At 72.6% G+C, this 16507-nt stretch carries 13 protein-coding genes, 5 tRNA genes and 2 pseudogenes; 14 read left to right on the plus strand and 6 right to left on the minus strand.

The features are described 5' to 3' along the window. Window positions 1-47: 47 nt before the first annotated feature. The 3 genes and pseudogenes from IF01_RS0129840 to IF01_RS51795 form a co-directional block, all read right to left on the minus strand. The gene (locus IF01_RS0129840; protein WP_030396694.1) at window positions 48-473 is read right to left on the minus strand and encodes a DUF742 domain-containing protein; all 426 of its coding nucleotides are present in this window, start codon (window positions 471-473) and stop codon (window positions 48-50) included. 161 nt (window positions 474-634) lie between these two features. Beyond that, window positions 635-907 (minus strand): annotated as a pseudogene (locus tag IF01_RS46025) (roadblock/LC7 domain-containing protein); the annotation flags it as partial. Next, window positions 903-4739 (minus strand): annotated as a pseudogene (locus tag IF01_RS51795) (nitrate- and nitrite sensing domain-containing protein); the annotation flags it as partial. The pseudogenes IF01_RS46025 and IF01_RS51795, both read right to left, overlap by 5 nt. 628 nt (window positions 4740-5367) lie before the next feature. Here IF01_RS51795 and IF01_RS0129850 point away from each other — a divergent pair. The 7 genes from IF01_RS0129850 to IF01_RS0129880 all read left to right on the plus strand — a co-directional run bounded on the left by IF01_RS0129850 (window position 5368) and on the right by IF01_RS0129880 (window position 7382). Next, complete coding sequence (locus tag IF01_RS0129850; RefSeq protein ID WP_030396696.1) at window positions 5368-5586, plus strand: hypothetical protein; 219 nt, start codon at window positions 5368-5370, stop codon at window positions 5584-5586. Window positions 5587-5815: 229 nt separating this feature from the next. Further along, a complete protein-coding gene (locus tag IF01_RS0129855) occupies window positions 5816-6616 on the plus strand; it encodes a fumarylacetoacetate hydrolase family protein (RefSeq protein ID WP_030396697.1) in 801 nt (266 codons plus the stop codon). 260 nt (window positions 6617-6876) lie between these two features. Then, a tRNA-Gln gene (locus IF01_RS0129860) sits at window positions 6877-6948 on the plus strand. Window positions 6949-6987: 39 nt separating this feature from the next. Beyond that, window positions 6988-7060 (plus strand) — tRNA-Glu (locus IF01_RS0129865). 27 nt (window positions 7061-7087) lie between these two features. Further along, a tRNA-Glu gene (locus IF01_RS0129870) sits at window positions 7088-7160 on the plus strand. A 26-nt stretch (window positions 7161-7186) separates the two neighbouring features. Further along, a tRNA-Glu gene (locus IF01_RS0129875) sits at window positions 7187-7259 on the plus strand. A 48-nt stretch (window positions 7260-7307) separates the two neighbouring features. Next, window positions 7308-7382, plus strand: a tRNA-Gln gene (locus tag IF01_RS0129880). Window positions 7383-7573: 191 nt separating this feature from the next. Here the strand turns inward: IF01_RS0129880 and IF01_RS0129885 are convergent. After that, entirely contained in the window at window positions 7574-8287 is a 714-nt protein-coding gene (locus tag IF01_RS0129885) for an IclR family transcriptional regulator (RefSeq protein ID WP_030306825.1), read from the minus strand. A gap of 231 nt (window positions 8288-8518) precedes the next feature. Here IF01_RS0129885 and leuC point away from each other — a divergent pair, with 231 nt between their 5' ends. From leuC to IF01_RS0129905, 4 genes are all read left to right on the plus strand, one after another. After that, window positions 8519-9940, plus strand: a complete 1422-nt coding sequence (leuC, locus tag IF01_RS0129890) for a 3-isopropylmalate dehydratase large subunit (protein ID WP_030396698.1) — start codon at window positions 8519-8521, stop codon at window positions 9938-9940. 5 nt (window positions 9941-9945) lie between these two features. Continuing rightward, window positions 9946-10542, plus strand: coding sequence for a 3-isopropylmalate dehydratase small subunit (gene leuD / locus IF01_RS0129895; protein WP_030396699.1), 597 nt, complete (start codon window positions 9946-9948; stop codon window positions 10540-10542). 184 nt (window positions 10543-10726) lie between these two features. Next, window positions 10727-11074: an SCO5555 family protein gene (locus tag IF01_RS51605; protein ID WP_369826131.1), complete on the plus strand. Its 348-nt coding sequence runs from the start codon at window positions 10727-10729 to the stop codon at window positions 11072-11074. A 133-nt stretch (window positions 11075-11207) separates the two neighbouring features. After that, window positions 11208-11954, plus strand: a complete 747-nt coding sequence (locus tag IF01_RS0129905) for an HU family DNA-binding protein (protein WP_030396701.1) — start codon at window positions 11208-11210, stop codon at window positions 11952-11954. A gap of 143 nt (window positions 11955-12097) precedes the next feature. Here the strand turns inward: IF01_RS0129905 and IF01_RS0129910 are convergent, their stop codons facing one another. Both IF01_RS0129910 and cofC read right to left on the minus strand, forming a co-directional pair. Then, the gene (locus IF01_RS0129910; RefSeq protein ID WP_030396702.1) at window positions 12098-12319 is read right to left on the minus strand and encodes a hypothetical protein; all 222 of its coding nucleotides are present in this window, start codon (window positions 12317-12319) and stop codon (window positions 12098-12100) included. 158 nt (window positions 12320-12477) lie between these two features. After that, window positions 12478-13197 (minus strand): 2-phospho-L-lactate guanylyltransferase, encoded by a 720-nt coding sequence (gene cofC / locus IF01_RS0129915; protein WP_051756502.1) that lies wholly within the window; start codon window positions 13195-13197, stop codon window positions 12478-12480. A 213-nt stretch (window positions 13198-13410) separates the two neighbouring features. Here cofC and IF01_RS0129920 point away from each other — a divergent pair, with 213 nt between their 5' ends. From IF01_RS0129920 to IF01_RS0129930, 3 genes are all read left to right on the plus strand, one after another. Then, window positions 13411-14235, plus strand: a complete 825-nt coding sequence (locus tag IF01_RS0129920; protein WP_030396704.1) for a lysophospholipid acyltransferase family protein — start codon at window positions 13411-13413, stop codon at window positions 14233-14235. Further along, window positions 14232-15233, plus strand: coding sequence for an NAD(P)H-dependent glycerol-3-phosphate dehydrogenase (locus tag IF01_RS0129925; protein ID WP_030396705.1), 1002 nt, complete (start codon window positions 14232-14234; stop codon window positions 15231-15233). Before IF01_RS0129920 ends, IF01_RS0129925 begins: the two co-directional genes overlap by 4 nt. A gap of 89 nt (window positions 15234-15322) precedes the next feature. After that, window positions 15323-16465, plus strand: coding sequence for a D-alanine--D-alanine ligase family protein (locus IF01_RS0129930; protein WP_030396706.1), 1143 nt, complete (start codon window positions 15323-15325; stop codon window positions 16463-16465). The last annotated feature ends 42 nt before the right edge of the window (window positions 16466-16507 follow it).

Consider the following 16507-nt stretch of genomic DNA (forward strand, 5'->3'; position numbering starts at 1 on the left):
CGACGACGATCTTCGCGGAGGTGGTGGCGCGGGTGGGGGCGGCCGCGTTAGAGCTTGCGAAGTCCACTGAGGACCCTTTCGAGCAGCGTGACGTCGGGCGTTCCGCCCGACTCGCCCGCGGCGGCGGGCTGGTGGATGGCGACGAGACCGGCCTCGGCCAGGTCGGCCACGAGGATCCGGGCGACACCGAGCGGGACACCGGCGAGCGCGGAGATCTCCGCGATGGACTTGACCTCTCGGCAGAGGTTGACGATCCGGGCGTGCTCGGGCAGCAGGCCACCGGTCCGCTCGGCGGAGCCGGTGGTCGAGATCAGGGCCTCGATCGCGAGCTGGTACCGCGGCCGGGTGCGGCCACCGGTCATCGCGTACGGGCGGACCAGCGGCTGCTGCTCGTAGCCGTCGGACTGCTGCCCGCCGTAGCCGCTGCCGTACCCGTTGCCGTACGAGCCGGCGGGATTCGAAGGCGGGGTCATGGGTCCTCCTTGTGCTGCAGCCTGGGGCAGCCGGTTCCAGCTGGGGCGATGCCAGCTGAGGCGAAATCAGCTGCCTGAGGGTAGCTGAGGGCGGAACGCCGGGTCCGGTCGGGTCGGACCCGGCGGGGAGGTGGGACGGTTGAAGTACCGCTCAGGGCGACTCAGTGCAGGAGACTGCCCTGGAGTTCTGCGCGGAGTGCGGGGGTGAGGACCGCGCCGGCGCGGTCGACGAGGAGGGCCATCTCGTAGCCGACCAGCCCGATGTCGGAGTCGGGGGCGGCCAGGACGGCGAGGGCGGAGCCGTCGCTGACGGCCATCAGGAAGAGGAAGCCCCGCTCCATCTCGACCACGGTCTGGTTGACCTCGCCGCCCTCGAAGATCCGGCTGGCGCCGGTCGTGAGGGAGGTGAGGCCGGAGGCGACGGCGGCGAGCTGGGCCGGCCCGGCGGCCCTGCTGGATGCCGCGGCGCAGGTTGGTCAGGCGGCCGCGCACCTCCTCGGGCGCGCGGGACACCTGCGGACCCGTCAGCGGGGACGACTCGGCGGTCCCGGAGACCAGGTTGGCCTGCGGGGTGCGCCGGGGGAGGCCCGACATGGTGACCCCGCTGGTCGAGGGCTCGCGGACCTGCTCGGCCCGGCGCCAGCGCTCGTCGTTGGCGGACGGGCGCCACGGTGCCTCGCCCGGCTGCGGCTGGCCCGGGACCTGCTGCGGGGCCTGCGGCTGCTGGCCGTGCGGCTGCTGGGCCTGCTGCTCGGGCCGCGACTGCGGAGCCTGGGCCTGCGGTGCCTGCTGCTGGTGCGGCTGCTGGGCCTGCGGTGCCTGGGCCTGCTGCGGCTGCCGCTGCTGCGGTGCCTGCTGCTGCGGGCCCTGCGGTCGCTGCGGCCGGCCCTGGGGGGCCTGTCGCTGACCCTCCTGCGCCGGGAAGCCCGGGGCCGTGGTGCCGGGACGGCGCGGCTGGTACGCCTGCTCGCCCGGGCGGCCCTCCTCGCGGTACCAGCCCTGCTCGGCCGGCGCCCCGCCCTCGGACGGGCCGGACGGCAGCGCCATCGGCTCCTGCCGCACGGGCGGCTGCTGGGGCTGCACCTGCTGCTGAGGCGCCTGCGGCTGCTGGACGTTGCGCTCCGGGCGGCCCGGGTTCGGCACGCTCGGCAGCACCGGCTCCACCAGGCCGAGGCCCAGCGGGTCGCGCGGGTCGATGTCACTGGCCTCGAACCGCGGCCGGGCCATCTGCTGGGTGCTCTCCATCGAGGAGGCGTCGGCGGCCGGCAGCGGCTGGGGCTGCGGGGCCTGCGGCAGCGGCTGCTGCTGGCCCGGCTGCGGGCGGTTGCCCTGGGCGGGCTGCTGCGGACGGCCGCCCTGACCCTGCTGCGGGCCCTGCGGACCCTGCGCCGGACGGCCCTGCGGACCGGGACGGCCCTGGCCGGGGCGCTGGCGCTGCGGCAGCCCGTCCTGCGGACGCTCGCCGGGGCGGGCACCCTGCGGTGCCGGCGCGCCGGGGCGGCCCGGCTGGTCGGCCCAGCCGTGCTGCGGCTGCTCGGCGCCGCGGGCGGCGGGGGCACCGGCGCCCTGCGGACGCTCCTGGCCGGGGCGGCGTGCCCCCGGACCGCTCTGCTGCGGACCGTTCTGCTGCTGACCCTGCTGACCCTGCGGACCCTGGGGGCCGCCGGGCTGGCGGTCGCGCCGGGGCAGACCACCGGGGGCGCCCTGCGGCGGGCCCTGGCGACCGGGGGAGCGCTGCGGGAGGCCGCCCTGCTGGTTCGGGGCGCCCTGCTGCGGCGGGGCCTGACGGCCGGGAGCCGGTCGGCCCTGGCCGCCCTGCTGGTTCGGCGCCTGCTGGCCGGGGCCCTGCTGGCCGGGGCCCTGCTGGTTGGGGGCCTGCTGGCCCGGACCCTGCTGGTTGGGCGTGCCCGGGCGACCGGCCTGCGGCGCGTTCTCCCGCAGCGACTGGCCGATCTGGCGGGTCGGCAGACCACCGGCGGGGGCGCCCTGGGCACCCTGGCCGCCGGACGGGCCGGGGCCGCCCTGGCCGAGCTGCGGCCGGCCCTGCGGGGCACCGCCCGCCGGAGCCTGGCCGAGCGCGGCCCGGTCGCCTGCGCGGCCGCCCTGGCCGGCCGGCATCTGGCGCTGCTGGCGCGGCGTCGGGGCGACCCCGCGCTGCTGCTTGGGCTGCTGGCCGCCGCCGGGGCGACCGGCGCCGCGACGGTCGGCGGAGTTGGTGACGTCCACCGGGAGCATGACCAGCGCGGTGGTGCCACCGGAGTCGCTGGGGCGGAGCTGGATGCGGATGCCGTGTCGCAGGGACAGGCGGCCGACCACGAAGAGGCCCATTCGGCGGGAGACGGAGACGTCCACCGTCGGCGGGTTGGCGAGGCGCTCGTTGATCTCGGCGAGGTCGTCGGGGCTGAGACCGATACCGGTGTCGTGGATCTCGACCAGCACCCGGCCGTCCGGCAGGGCGTGGCCGGTGACCCGGACGCGGGTCTGCGGGCTGGAGAACGAGGTGGCGTTCTCCAGCAGCTCGGCGAGCAGGTGGACGAGGTCGTTGACGACGCGGCCGGCGACCTCGGCCGACGGCACGGCGGCGAGTTCGATGCGCTCGTACTGCTCCACCTCGGAGGCGGCGGCGCGGAGCACGTCGACCAGCGGGACGGGGCGGGTCCAACGGCGGCCCGGGTCCTCGCCGGCGAGGACGAGGAGGTTTTCGCCGTTGCGGCGCATACGGGTCGCGAGGTGGTCCAGCTTGAAGAGGTTGGCCAGCTGGTCCGGGTCCGCCTCGCGGCTCTCCAGCTCGGAGATGAGCGACAGCTGGCGCTGGATGAGGCCCTGGCTGCGGCGCGAGAGGTTGGTGAACATCGCGTTGATGTTGCCGCGGAGGAGGGCCTGCTCGGCGGCGAGGCGGACGGCCTCGCTGTGCACCATGTCGAAGGCGTGGGCCACGTGGCCGATCTCGTCCGCGGAGTCGACGCCGACGGGTTCGACGGCGACGTCGACGTCGTGCGGGTCGGTCTCGGAGAGCGTCTTGACCAGTTCGGGCAGTCGCCGCTCGGCGACGTCCTCGGCCGCGGACTGGAGCCGGGTCAGCGAGCGCACCATCGAGCGGGCGATCAGACCGGCGCCACCGAGGGCGACGAGCAGCACCAGCGCGACGGCGGCACCGATGATCAGGGCCTCGGTGTCGGCCTGGGACTGGAGCTCCTGGGCCTTTCCGTCGAGGTCCTCGATGAGCTTGGACTCGATCCGGCGCTCGGCGGCGATCTTGGCGGTGGACTGCTCGTACCAGTCCTTGTAGCTGACGACCTCGCTCTGGTGGATACCGCTCTGCTGCAGGATCGAGCGCGCGTAGCGGTCGGCCGCGGCGACGACCGAGTTGTAGCTCAGCTGGCCGCGCAGGTTGTCCAGGTCGTGCGAGGTGTAGATGTTGTTGAAGCCGGTCAGCGCGTTGTCGTAGGACGACTTCAACCGGATACCGAAGGACTCGTCGCTCAGGCTGAGGTCCGGGCCGCCCGGGTTGGCGAGCGCGGCGCTGATCAGCGCGCGCTGCTGCGAGGTGGAGTTCTTGGCGAGCGAGAACTGCTGCAGGGCACGGGTCGCGCGGACCAGCTCGCGGTTGTTGGACGCGAGCGCGATGTCCTGGGTGATCGACAGCAGGTCGCGGATGATCACGTCGTAGGCGGTGATCGTGGCCTGGATGTTCTGGTTGTTCTGGTACGGGTTGCCACGCGCGTCGGAGACCGAGTTCAGGTCCTTGCGGATCTGGAACAGCAGGGCCTTTCCGCCGGAGAGTTCGAGGTTCTCGAACTTGTCCGCGGACGCGGTGAAGGTGCGGCTGAGGTCGTCGGTGACCTTGCGGGCGGCGACGATGTCGTCGTCCAGCGGCGCGTTGGGCTTGTTGGTCATCGGCCCCGCGCTGACGTCCCGCTCGTTCTGCAGGGCGTTGGCGAGGTCGGTCGCCTTCTTGGCCAGGTCGGAGAGGTTGGCCATCTGGGCCAGCTGCTGCGAGGTCTCGAGCGAGGTCTGGATGCGCAGGCCACCGAGGACCAGCGCGACCATGACCGGGAGCGCGAGCAGCGCGATCAGCTTGCTGCGGATGCGCCAGTTGCGCATGGCGAGCCGGCTCATGCCCTTGGCCCGGCGGCGGGTCAGGGAGGACCGGAGCTTGCCCCGGGCCGACTTCCGCTCCGCGCCCTCGTCCTCGGGCCGCCCGATCACGTCGGGCGTCGGTTCGGCCGGACCGCCGGGGGCCGCCGCCTGCTGGGGGGCTGCCACCGGCTCACGCGACTCAGGGTCACCCGCGCCGCCGCTACCCCTTTTGAAACGTCCCTGCACTGGCGTCGCAACCTCTGGACCGGGCGTCCCGCCGCGTCGCCGCAGCCTGGACGGTGTGGAGTTTCCATCCGCACCCCGGCCGGTCCGGGAGAGCGGGTCACCGGGGTGGAGTACTCCCTACCCACGGTCCGTGGCATTCCAGCACAGCCGGGGAATCCCAACAAGGGCGAGCGGGGCACATCGGGCGGCACTACCGAACGCGCGCGGAATCTCACGGTCTGTACGGCAACCGGACCTGAATACCGCCTTTTTCGGACACTCGTCAGATACATGCCAAGCTGAGCCGAGATCAACCTGATGCACGGCGCTTCGGGTATGACCGATATATCCGATATGCCGGTAAAAACTGATGCAGCGACATGTCGGATATCGGAGTTATGTTCCATGATTTGTGACGAAAATCACAGATGAATGTGTAGCTTTGGTCACGGTGCCTGTGGAAAGAGATCCGTAACCTTGCGGTATCCGGAGCACGGCCCCGATCAGCCTGCCCAGAATCCTCCCGAATCACTCAGGCCGGGGCCGATCGCGGTCGGTCGCCCGGCCACGACCTTGAGGTGCTGACGAGATGTCCCAGGCGAAGAAGGCCGCCGAGTCCACGCTGTCCGCCAATTCCACCGCGAACCCGCGCCGGACGACGCTGGCCTCGGTCGAGGACTTCGGCCAGATCCCCGGCGCCCGCCGGCCGGAGGCCGTGGCCTACCCGACCGACCTGCCGACCTCCACCGCCAACCCGCGCCGCACCCGGCTGATGGTCGCTCCGGTGGTGAACGTCCCGCAGGACTGAAGCGTTCCGCATACGCCCTGAAGGGCCCCGCCACCCCGGTGGCGGGGCCCTTCGCGTACCCGGGCACCCCCGCCGGCGTCCGGACACCCCGGGCCGGTGGAGCGGCCGGTCCGGGGCCCGCGCGATAGCCTGGGCGGCGATTGAGCGGGGCCGGGTCCGAAGTGGGACCGGCCTCCACCAGCGCCCGGGCGCGCCCCGGGCGGCCGACGACGCGAGGGGTGCCCGAGCCGTGCGCATTGCCAGGTTTTCCGTCCGGGAAGGGAGTCCTGCCGCCGGCAGCGTCTCCTTCGGTGTGGTCGAGGGGGACCCGGCGCGGCCCGAGTCCCTGGTGGTCCACGGGCTGGCGGGCCACCCGTTCGGCCAGCCCCGGCCGACCGGTGAGAGCTACCGGTTCCAGGACGTCCGGCTGCTGAGCCCGATCCTGCCCAACAAGATCGTGGCGGTCGGCCGCAACTACGCCGCGCACGCCGCCGAGCTGGGCAACGCCGTCCCGGACGTCCCGCTCACCTTCTTCAAGCCCTCCACCTCGGTGATCGGGCCGACCGAGAGCATCGCCTACCCGCCGTTCTCCTCGGACGTCCAGCACGAGGCGGAACTGGCCGTGGTGATCGGCCGGATGTGCCGCGAGGTGCCGCTGGAGCGGGTCCCCGAGGTGATCCTCGGCTACACCTGCGCCAACGACGTCACCGCCCGCGACGTCCAGCAGCGCGAGGGCCAGTGGGCCCGCGCCAAGGGCTTCGACACCGCCTGCCCGCTCGGCCCGTGGATCGAGACCGACCTCGACCCCTCCGACCTCGCCGTCACCTGCACGGTCAACGGGGAGCTCCGGCAGACCGGCCGCACCTCCCTGATGGTCCGCTCGGTCGCCGAGCTGATCGTCCACATCTCCGAGGCCATGACGCTGCTGCCCGGCGACGTCGTCCTCACCGGCACCCCGGCCGGGGTGGGCCCGATCCAGGTCGGCGACGAGGTCGCGGTCACCGTCGAGGGCATCGGCACCCTCGCCAACAAGGTGGTCAAGCGCGGCTAGCGAGCCCGTCGGACCGGTCGCCGGACGCCGGCGGCACCCCCGCGGGCCCGGCCTCGGCGCCGGGCCCGCGGCGCCCCCGGAGGTCACCGGACGGCCCCCTTCCCGCTGCCTGGGGTTATCGATTTTGGAGCCGGGGCGGACGTCGGGTAATGTTCTTTCTGCGCCGCCCGGGAGGGCAACGACGAGGGAGTCAAAGCCCCCGACGGAGCCGAGCGGGAGGCGCAAGCCCGAGATGGTCCCCGACAGGGGTTCAACTCTGGTGGGGTATGGTGTAATTGGCAGCACGAGTGATTCTGGTTCATTTAGTCTAGGTTCGAGTCCTGGTACCCCAGCGCAGTACCCGCGGTCCACACCGCGACAAGTGAAGACAAGCCCCCGTTGTGTAGCGGCCTAGCACGCTGCCCTCTCACGGCAGTAGCGCCGGTTCGAATCCGGTCGGGGGTACTGGTCCCGCAAGGGACTGCCTGGAAAGCCCCCGTTGTGTAGCGGCCTAGCACGCTGCCCTCTCACGGCAGTAGCGCCGGTTCGAATCCGGTCGGGGGTACTGATTCCGCAAGGAATCGCCAGGATGCCCCCGTTGTGTAGCGGCCTAGCACGCTGCCCTCTCACGGCAGTAGCGCCGGTTCGAATCCGGTCGGGGGTACTGAAGCAGGAAGCCGATGGGGTTGCTCATCGGCTGATTGCTTTGTGTTGGGGTATGGTGTAATTGGCAGCACGAGTGATTCTGGTTCATTTAGTCTAGGTTCGAGTCCTGGTACCCCAGCCAGAAAAGAAAGGCCCCGGTCCCCGGGGTCTTTTTTGATTTCCCGGGCCGCGCCGGGAATCCACCGGGAATCCGTCGGAACCCCGTCCGAAGGGCCCCGCTCGACAGCGAGCGGGGCCCTTCACGGTTTTTCGGTGGGGGGAGAGTGCGGGGGAGTCCGGGGAAGGCGTGGGGGTGGGTGGGGGACGGGCGGGTCAGCTGCGGCGCAGGGCCTCGGTGAGCCGGTTGGCGGCCTCGATGATGGCCTGGGCGTGCAGCCGCCCGGGGTGACGGGTCAGGCGCTCGATCGGCCCGGAGACCGAAACGGCGGCCACGACGCGGTTGGAGGGGCCGCGGACCGGCGCGGAGACGGAGGCGACGCCCGGCTCCCGCTCGCCGATCGACTGGGCCCAGCCGCGCCGCCGGACGCCGCTCAGCGCGGTGGCGGTGAACCGGGCGCCCTGGAGGCCGCGGTGCAGCCGCTCGGGCTCCTCCCAGGCCAGCAGGACCTGGGCGGCCGAGCCGGCCTTCATCGGCAGGGTGCTGCCGACCGGGACGGTGTCCCGCAGACCGGAGAGCCGCTCGGCGGCCGCGACACAGATCCGCATCTCGCCCTGCCGGCGGTAGAGCTGTGCGCTCTCGCCGGTGACGTCGCGCAGGTGGGTCAGGACCGGGCCCGCGGTGGCGAGCAGCCGGTCCTCGCCCGCCGCGGCGGAGAGTTCGGACAGGCGCGGGCCGAGGATGAACCGGCCCTGCATGTCCCTGGTGACCAGACGGTGGTGTTCGAGTGCGACGGCGAGTCTGTGGGCCGTGGGGCGCGCCAGACCGGTGGCGGCGACCAGCCCCGCCAACGTGGCGGGGCCCGACTCCAGTGCGCTCAGCACCAGAGCGGCCTTGTCGAGCACGCCGACGCCGCTAGAGTTGTCCATGCGCTAAGACTGCAGTCTCATTCCGCGAGACGCAAGTTCAATCTTCTGCGAAAAGCGCCACTCTGGATGCAGCAGCCCGGGAGACATCCAGGATGCGACCCCGCCGAGGTGTCCGCATCGTGGACACCGATCCGGTGTGCAGGTCGCTCGTCGCGTGCCGCACCGGGCCGCGACAGCTTTGACCTCGACGACACGAGAAGGCCGGCAACGCGGCCGGCTGGAGGGAATCCGATGGGACGGACACTCGCAGAGAAGGTCTGGGACGACCACGTCGTGCGGCGCGCGGAGGGCGAGCCCGACCTGCTCTTCATCGACCTGCACCTGCTCCACGAGGTGACCAGCCCGCAGGCCTTCGACGGCCTCCGGCTGGCCGGACGCACGGTCCGCCGCACCGATCTCACGATCGCCACCGAGGACCACAACACCCCGACCCTGGACATCGACAAGCCGATCGCCGACCCGGTCTCCAGGGTCCAGCTGGAGACCCTGCGCAAGAACGCGGCCGAGTTCGGCGTCCGGATCCACTCCCTCGGCGACATCGAGCAGGGCGTCGTGCACGTCGTCGGCCCCCAGCTGGGCCTCACCCAGCCCGGCACGACCGTGGTCTGTGGCGATTCCCACACCTCCACCCACGGCGCGTTCGGCGCCCTGGCGTTCGGCATCGGCACCAGCCAGGTCGAGCACGTGCTCGCCACCCAGACGCTGCCGCTGGCCCCGTTCCGGACCATGGCGATCACCGTCGAGGGCGAACTGCCCGAGGGCGTCACCGCCAAGGACCTCATCCTGGCGATCATCACCCGGATCGGCACCGGCGGCGGCCAGGGCTACGTCCTGGAGTACCGCGGTTCGGCGATCCGCGGCCTCTCCATGGAGGCCCGGATGACCATCTGCAACATGTCCATCGAGGCGGGCGCCCGGGCCGGCATGATCGCCCCGGACGAGACCACCTTCGCCTACCTGAAGGGCCGCCCGCACGCCCCGCAGGGCGAGGACTGGGACGCCGCCGTCGAGTACTGGCGGACCCTGGGCACCGACGAGGACGCGGTCTTCGACCACGAGATCTTCATCGACGCCGCCGAGCTGACCCCCTTCGTCACCTGGGGCACCAACCCCGGCCAGGGCGCCCCGCTCGGCGCCTCGGTGCCGGACCCGGCCTCCTTCGCCGACCCGCAGGAGCGGATCGCCGCCGAGAACGCCCTCGCCTACATGGGGCTGGAGGCCGGCACCCCGCTGCGCGAGGTCGCGGTCGACGCGGTCTTCGTCGGCTCCTGCACCAACGGCCGGATCGAGGACCTGCGCGCCGCCGCCGACCTGCTGCGCGGCCGCCGGATCGCCGACGGCGTGCGGATGCTGGTCGTCCCGGGCTCCGTCCGGGTCGCCCTCCAGGCCGTCGAGGAGGGCCTGGACAAGGTGTTCACCGCCGCCGGCGCCGAATGGCGGCACGCGGGCTGCTCGATGTGCCTGGGGATGAACCCGGACCAGCTCGCCCCCGGCGAGCGCTGCGCCTCGACCTCGAACCGCAACTTCGAGGGCCGCCAGGGCAAGGGCGGCCGCACCCACCTGGTCTCGCCCCAGGTCGCCGCCGCGACCGCCGTCCTGGGCCGCCTGGCGGCCCCCGCCGATCTGGCGTCCAGCGCCGCCGTGGAGGTCTGAGCAGCATGGAGAAGTTCACCACCCACACCGGGCGGGCCGTGCCGCTGCGCCGCAGCAACGTCGACACGGACCAGATCATCCCCGCCCATTGGCTGAAGAAAGTCACCCGTTCCGGTTTCGAGGACGGCCTTTTCGAGGCCTGGCGCCGGGACGAGTCGTTCATCCTCAACCGGCCCGAGCGGCAGGGCGCCACCGTCCTGGTGGCCGGCCCCGAGTTCGGTACCGGCTCCTCCCGCGAGCACGCCGTCTGGGCCCTGCAGAACTACGGCTTCCACGCCGTGATCTCCTCGCGCTTCGCCGACATCTTCCGCGGCAACTCGCTGAAGAACGGCCTGCTCACCGTGGTGCTCCCGCAGGAGACCGTGGAACGGATCTGGGCGCTGACCGAGGCGGACCCGACCGCCCCCGTCACGGTCGACCTGGAGGCCCGCGAGGTGCGGGCCGAGGGCATCACCGCGCCGTTCGAACTGGACGACAACCTCCGTTGGCGGCTGCTCAACGGACTGGACGACATCAGCATCACGCTGCGGAACGAGGCCGACATCGCGGCCTTCGAGGCGAGCCGTCCCGCGTTCAAGCCGCGCACCCTCCCGGCGGCCTGATCGCCCGTTCTGAACAAGCATTCTGACGAACCGCCGGATGGCCCGCCTCCCCCCTCGGGGGGGCGGGCCATCCGCCGTTCCGGGGCGGGAGTTGTGCCCGTCCGCGGGCCCCGGATTGACGATTCGGTTTTGCGGCGGAGGGCCCCGCGCATGCACAACTGCGCGTAGATGGCACAATCAGTGCATGCACCGGCACCATGAACCTCCGTACGCGGGCGGCGAACCCGCGTCACCGGAGTCCACGGGCCGGGGATCCGAACGCCGAATTGACGATCGGCCGGACGCCGCCACCTCAGCTGCTGAGGAGCCGGACGACCCGGAAGTCGCAGCGCTCTTCGCGCTTGTGGCCGAGCGGTTGAAGCAAGCTCACGACCGCGTGCATGCGCTGAACGTGTCTGCCGATGCAAAGACCGCTCTCACCCGTCAACTGCTCATCGTCACCGAGGCCGCCAAGCGCGATCTTCCGGAGGCGGCGCGGCGGTTGAGTCGCTTTGTGCAGGACCTCGACGAGGGGCGCCCGCCCGTCGTCTGAGGTCGCCGACGCGCAAATCCATTGCGACACTAGGGTGATTCGCGCGTTTGGTAATTGAAAGTCCGCAGATACATACCTAACGTGCGAAATGAACGGATGGAATCATCCGGCGCCCGTTTCTGAAGGGGAAGACGTGAACAAGGCTCAGCTTGTCGAAGCGGTGGCCGAGCAGCTGGGCGGTCGCAAGGCTGCCGCAGAGGCCGTCGACGCAGTGCTCGACACCATGGTGCGCGCCGTCGTGGCCGGCGACCGTGTTTCGGTCACCGGTTTCGGCACCTTCGAGAAGGTGGAGCGCTCCGCGCGCTTCGCCCGCAACCCGCAGACCGGCGAGAAGGTCAAGGTCAAGAAGACCTCGGTGCCCCGCTTCCGCCCGGGCCAGGGCTTCAAGGACCTGGTCAGCGGCGCCAAGAAGCTGCCGAAGGAAGGCCCCTCGGTGAAGAAGGCGCCCAAGGGCTCCCTCACCCCGGGCAAGAGCGGTGTCGCCGCCACCCCGGCCGCCAAGCGTGCCGCCACCAAGCGCGCCGCCACGGCCGCTGCCGCCGCCGCTGCCGCCACCCCGGCGAAGAAGGCCGCCGCCAAGAAGACGGCCACCAAGGCGACCGCCACCAAGGCGACCGCGACCAAGGCCGCCGCCACCAAGACGGCCGCCACCAAGAAGACGGCCGCCGTCAAGAAGGCCACCACCACCGCCGCCGCGAAGAAGACCACCGCGACCGCGACCAAGAAGACGGCCGCCGCCGCCAAGAAGGCGACCACCACCGCCGCCGCGAAGAAGACCACCGCGACCGCCAAGAAGGCGACCGCCACGGCCAAGAAGACGGCGCCGGCGAAGAAGACCACCACCCGCAAGACCACCGCGCGCAAGACCACCGCCAAGTAGTCGGTGCGCGTCGTCGTCGGACGGCCTTCGCGAGCCGTGGCGCCGCCCTCCTCCGGGAATTCCCGGCGGGGTGGTGCCACGGCTTATCGCTTTTCCGGGATTTCTCCCCGAGCCCGCGGCTCCTGAGGGCGCCGCCGCCCCGCTCAGTCCGCGGCCGGGTCCGGGAAGGTCTGCAGCGTCAGGAAGACCACCCGCCGGGCGTCACCGGCGCCCTCGGTGCGGATCCGCACCCGCTGGCCCGGGCGCAGCAGCCGCAGCCCGCCGGCGTCGAAGGCGGCCGCGTCGAACGGCACCGGGGTCCCGTCGTCGAGCAGCACGGAGCCGGCCCGGGTGGCGGGGTCGTAGGTGAACGCGGTGGCCTGCATGCCAGCAGCATAGCGAGGGGCACCGACAGTCCCCGGTGGAGTCCGGGGCGGGTCTCCCGGATCGTGCCGGGCGGGCGGCCGCCCGGACCCGGAGGACGCGCGCCGGGGCCCGTCCTCGAACCCCTGCCCGCGGGGCGGCGTGGTCCGAAGGACGCGCCCTAACCGGGCAGCGGTGCGCCGGAGCGGTTCTGCCGGGGCAGGTAGCCGAGCCGGGTGGCCAGGGCCAGGGTGTGCGGCCCGACGCCGAGCGCCAGTGCCTCGGCCAGGTCCTCGCCGGTGTCGACGTCCCGGCGGACCGACTCCACGCCGGACAGCCGCAGTTCGCGGGCCCCGCCGGCCGTGTGCCGGGCCCGTGAGCCGTCCCCGAACGCGGGGTCGAGCGCACTGCCCGGGGCGCAGGCCAGCAAGGTGGTGCCCAGCCCCGGCGCGTCCGGCAGGAAGGCCCGGCCGGTCGCAGGGACGGCGGCCAGCACCCGGCCCAGTTCGGCCGGGCGCAGGGCCGGCAGGTCCGCCGAGAGGGCGGCCAGCGGCGCGTGGGGCGCGAGGGCCAGCGCGGCCGCCGCGCCGTGCGCCAGTGCCTCGTTGAGGCCGCCGCCGGGCTCGTCGTCGACCACCAGGGCGCCGAGCGCGGCCAGCCGCGCCCCGGCCCCGGCGTCACGGGTGACCACCAGCACCCGGCCGGTCCCCGGTGCGGCCAGGGCGGCCGCGACGGTGTCCAGGGCGAACGAGAGTGCGAGGTCGGGGCGGTGCGGGCCGGCGAACGGGGCCAGCCGGGTCTTGGCCCCGGCGAGCCGCTTGAGCGGCACTACCAGCGACCAGTCGGCGGCGGGTGCGGCGGGCGCGACGGGCCTGCCGGGGCGTACGGTGTCCTGGGTCATCGGCGTCATTGTGACGCCGGTCCCGGAGCCCTCGCCAGGCCGTCCGAACTGTGCGGACGTGCGTTTGATCACGCCCGCCGGACGTCCGGGCGGGGTTGCTCGACAGCCGGTGAGCGGTCGGGCGACACTGTTCCGCGCCCGCGCCCCGAGAGGGCGGCGGAAGCGAGATCGACCGCGGCACCCCACGTGCCGCACGAATGAGGAGGACCTGGGGTGGCCCGCCGCTCGTACGCCAGCTTCGGCAACGCCGACTACGGCTTCTGGTACCGCTTTGCGGCCGTGCTGGTGAAGCCGGTGAACACCGCGCTGGTCAAGCCCGACTGGCGGGGCTGGGAGCACCTGCCCGAGCGGGGCGGCTTCATCGCCGCGGTCAACCACAACTCGATCATCGACCCGGTCGTGTACGCGCACTGGCAGTACAACAGCGGGCGGCCGCCCCGGATCCTCGGCAAGTCCTCGCTGTTCTCGATCCCGTTCATCGGGTTCATGCTCCGCAAGACCGGCCAGATCCCGGTGTTCCGCGAGTCGACCGACGCGGCGCAGGCCTTCCGGGCCGCCATCGACGCGGTCAACAGCGGCCAGTGCGTGCAGTTCTACCCGGAGGGAACGCTCACCCGGGACCCGGACCTGTGGCCGATGACCGGCAAGAGCGGCGTCGCCCGGGTGGCGCTGATGACCGGCGCGCCGGTCATCCCGGTGGCCCACTGGGGCGCGCACGAGATCATCCCGCCGTACGGCCGGGGCGGCGGGGGGAAGAGCAGGTTCAACCTGTTCCCGCGCCACCGGGTGGTCGTGGCGGCCGGACCGGCCGTCGACCTGAGCAAGTACCAGGGCCAGGAGCTGACCGCCCAGGTGCTCAGGGACGCGACCGAGGACATCATGACGGCGATCACCGCCGTGCTGGCCGACATCCGGGGCGAGGAACCGCCCGCGGAGCGGTACGACATGCGGGAAGCGGCCCGGCTGCGGGCCGCCGCCGCGGCCCGCCGCGAGGGCCGCGGCCGTGGCACCGACGAGGCAGGGGAGGAAGCCAAGTGACCCGCTGCGCCGTGTTCGGCACCGGTTCCTGGGGCACCGCGTTCGCGATGGTGCTCGCCGACGCCGGCTGCGAGGTGACCCTCTGGGGCCGCCGGCAGGAGCTGGTGGACGCGATCCACGGCACCCACGTCAACCCCGACTACCTGCCGGACGTCCCGCTGCCCCCGTCGGTCCGGGCCACCACGGACCCCTCGGTGGCACTGGCCGGGGCCGACTTCGCCGTGCTCGCGGTGCCCTCGCAGACGCTCCGCGAGAACCTGGCCGCCTGGGCGCCGCTGATCGAGCCGCAGACCGTGCTGGTGAGCCTGATGAAGGGCATCGAGCTCGGCACCGCGAAGCGGATGAGCGAGGTCATCGGCGAGGTCGCCGGTGTCGGACAGGAGCGCGTGGCCGTGGTCAGCGGGCCCAACCTGGCCCGGGAGATCGCCAACCGGCAGCCCGCCGCCAGTGTGGTCGCCTGCACCGACGAGGCGGTCGCCAAGCGGCTCCAGTCGGCCTGCCACACGCCGTACTTCCGTCCGTACACAAACACCGACGTGATCGGCTGCGAGCTGGGCGGCGCGGTGAAGAACGTGATCGGCCTGGCGGTCGGCATGGCCAACGGCATGGGGCTCGGCGACAACACCAAGGCGACGCTGATCACCCGCGGGCTGGCCGAGACCACCCGGCTGGGGCTGGCGCTCGGCGCGGACGCGCACACCTTCGCCGGGCTCGCCGGGATGGGCGACCTGGTGGCGACCTGCTCCTCGCCGCTGTCCCGCAACAACACCTTCGGCACCAACCTGGGCCGGGGGATGTCGCTGGAGGAGACCATCGCGGCCACCCGGCAGACCGCGGAGGGCGTCAAGTCCTGCGAGTCGGTGCTCGACCTGGCCCGGCGCAACGGCGTCGACATGCCGATCGTCGAGGCGGTGGTGGACGTCGTGCACAACGGGCGGCCCACCCAGGAGGCGCTGCGGGCGCTGATGTCCCGCTCGGCCAAGCCCGAACGGCGCTGACGCCCCGGTGCCGGGGTCGGGCTCCGGCCCGGGCCCGGTCGGGTCGGTCACTGTGCCGAAACCCGCCTCGGGGTACCCTCTGTCGCGATATGAGCATCGAACAGACCTCCCAGAACCCGTCCGCGAAGCCGCGGGTCGCCGTCGTGTTCGGCGGCCGCAGCTCCGAGCACGCCATCTCGGTCTCCACCGCGGGCAGCGTGCTGAGGGCGATCGACCGCGACAAGTACGAGGTGCTGCCGATCGGCATCACCCACGAGGGCCGCTGGGCGCTGGTCAGCGACGAGCCGGCCCGGATGGCGATCACCGACGGCCGGCTGCCGGACGTCGAGCACGTCGCCGAGTCCACCGAGGGCCGGGTCGCGCTGCCGGTCGACCCGGGCAGCCGCGAGGTGGTCTGGAGCGAGCCCGGTGCCGCCCCCAAGGCGCTCGGCGAGGTGGACGTGGTCTTCCCGCTGCTGCACGGCCCGTGGGGCGAGGACGGCACGCTGCAGGGCCTGCTGGAGCTCTCCGGGGTGCCGTACGTCGGCAACGGCGTGCTGGCCAGCGCAGCGGGCATGGACAAGGAGTTCACCAAGCGCCTGCTGGCCTCGCACGGCATCGGCGTCGGGCGCTACACCGTGGTCCGGCCGCGCGAGTGGGAGACCGAGGAGGGCCGGGCCGCGGTCCGCGAGCGGGTCGCCGGCCTCGGCCTGCCGCTGTTCGTGAAGCCCTGCCGGGCCGGCTCCAGCATCGGCATCAGCAAGGTCAAGGACCTCTCCGACCTCGACGCCGCGATCGAGGAGGCGCGCCGCCACGACCCCAAGCTGATCATCGAGGCGGGTGTCTCCGGCCGTGAGCTGGAGTGCGCGGTGCTGGAGTTCGAGGACGGCCCGCGGGCGAGCGTCCCGGCCGAGGTCCTGGTCGGCGGCGGCTACGAGTTCTACGACTTCGAGGCCAAGTACATCGACTCCTCCGAGGTCCGGATCCCGGCCGAGCTCACCGAAGGGGAGACCGCCGAGATCCGCCGCCAGGCGATCGAGGCCTTCGAGGCGCTCGGCTGCGAGGGCCTGGCCCGGGTGGACTTCTTCCTGCTGGACGACGGCAGCTGGATGGTCAACGAGGTCAACACCATGCCCGGCTTCACCCCGATCTCGGCCTACCCGAAGATGTGGGAGGCCAGCGGGATGTCGTACCCGGAGCTGGTGGACCGGCTGCTGCAGGCGGCGCTGCGCCGCTCGACCGGCCTGCGGTAATCCGCGCGGACGCTGCGGAGGGGCGGTCCCGGGCTTCCGGGG

The organism is Kitasatospora purpeofusca (assembly GCF_000718025.1).
GTDB lineage: Bacteria > Actinomycetota > Actinomycetes > Streptomycetales > Streptomycetaceae > Kitasatospora > Kitasatospora purpeofusca.

Excerpts from the sequence above, each read along its gene's own strand:
- IF01_RS0129840 (WP_030396694.1), bottom strand. The coding sequence starts at position 473 with ATGACCCCGCCTTCGAATCCCGCCGGCTCGTACGGCAACGGGTACGGC.
- IF01_RS0129850 (WP_030396696.1), top strand. The coding sequence starts at position 5,368 with ATGTCCCAGGCGAAGAAGGCCGCCGAGTCCACGCTGTCCGCCAATTCC.
- IF01_RS51605 (WP_369826131.1), top strand. The coding sequence starts at position 10,727 with ATGCACCGGCACCATGAACCTCCGTACGCGGGCGGCGAACCCGCGTCA.
- leuC (WP_030396698.1), top strand. The coding sequence starts at position 8,519 with ATGGGACGGACACTCGCAGAGAAGGTCTGGGACGACCACGTCGTGCGG.
- IF01_RS0129885 (WP_030306825.1), bottom strand. The coding sequence starts at position 8,287 with ATGGACAACTCTAGCGGCGTCGGCGTGCTCGACAAGGCCGCTCTGGTG.
- leuD (WP_030396699.1), top strand. The coding sequence starts at position 9,946 with ATGGAGAAGTTCACCACCCACACCGGGCGGGCCGTGCCGCTGCGCCGC.
- IF01_RS0129930 (WP_030396706.1), top strand. The coding sequence starts at position 15,323 with ATGAGCATCGAACAGACCTCCCAGAACCCGTCCGCGAAGCCGCGGGTC.
- cofC (WP_051756502.1), bottom strand. The coding sequence starts at position 13,197 with ATGACCCAGGACACCGTACGCCCCGGCAGGCCCGTCGCGCCCGCCGCA.
- IF01_RS0129910 (WP_030396702.1), bottom strand. The coding sequence starts at position 12,319 with ATGCAGGCCACCGCGTTCACCTACGACCCCGCCACCCGGGCCGGCTCC.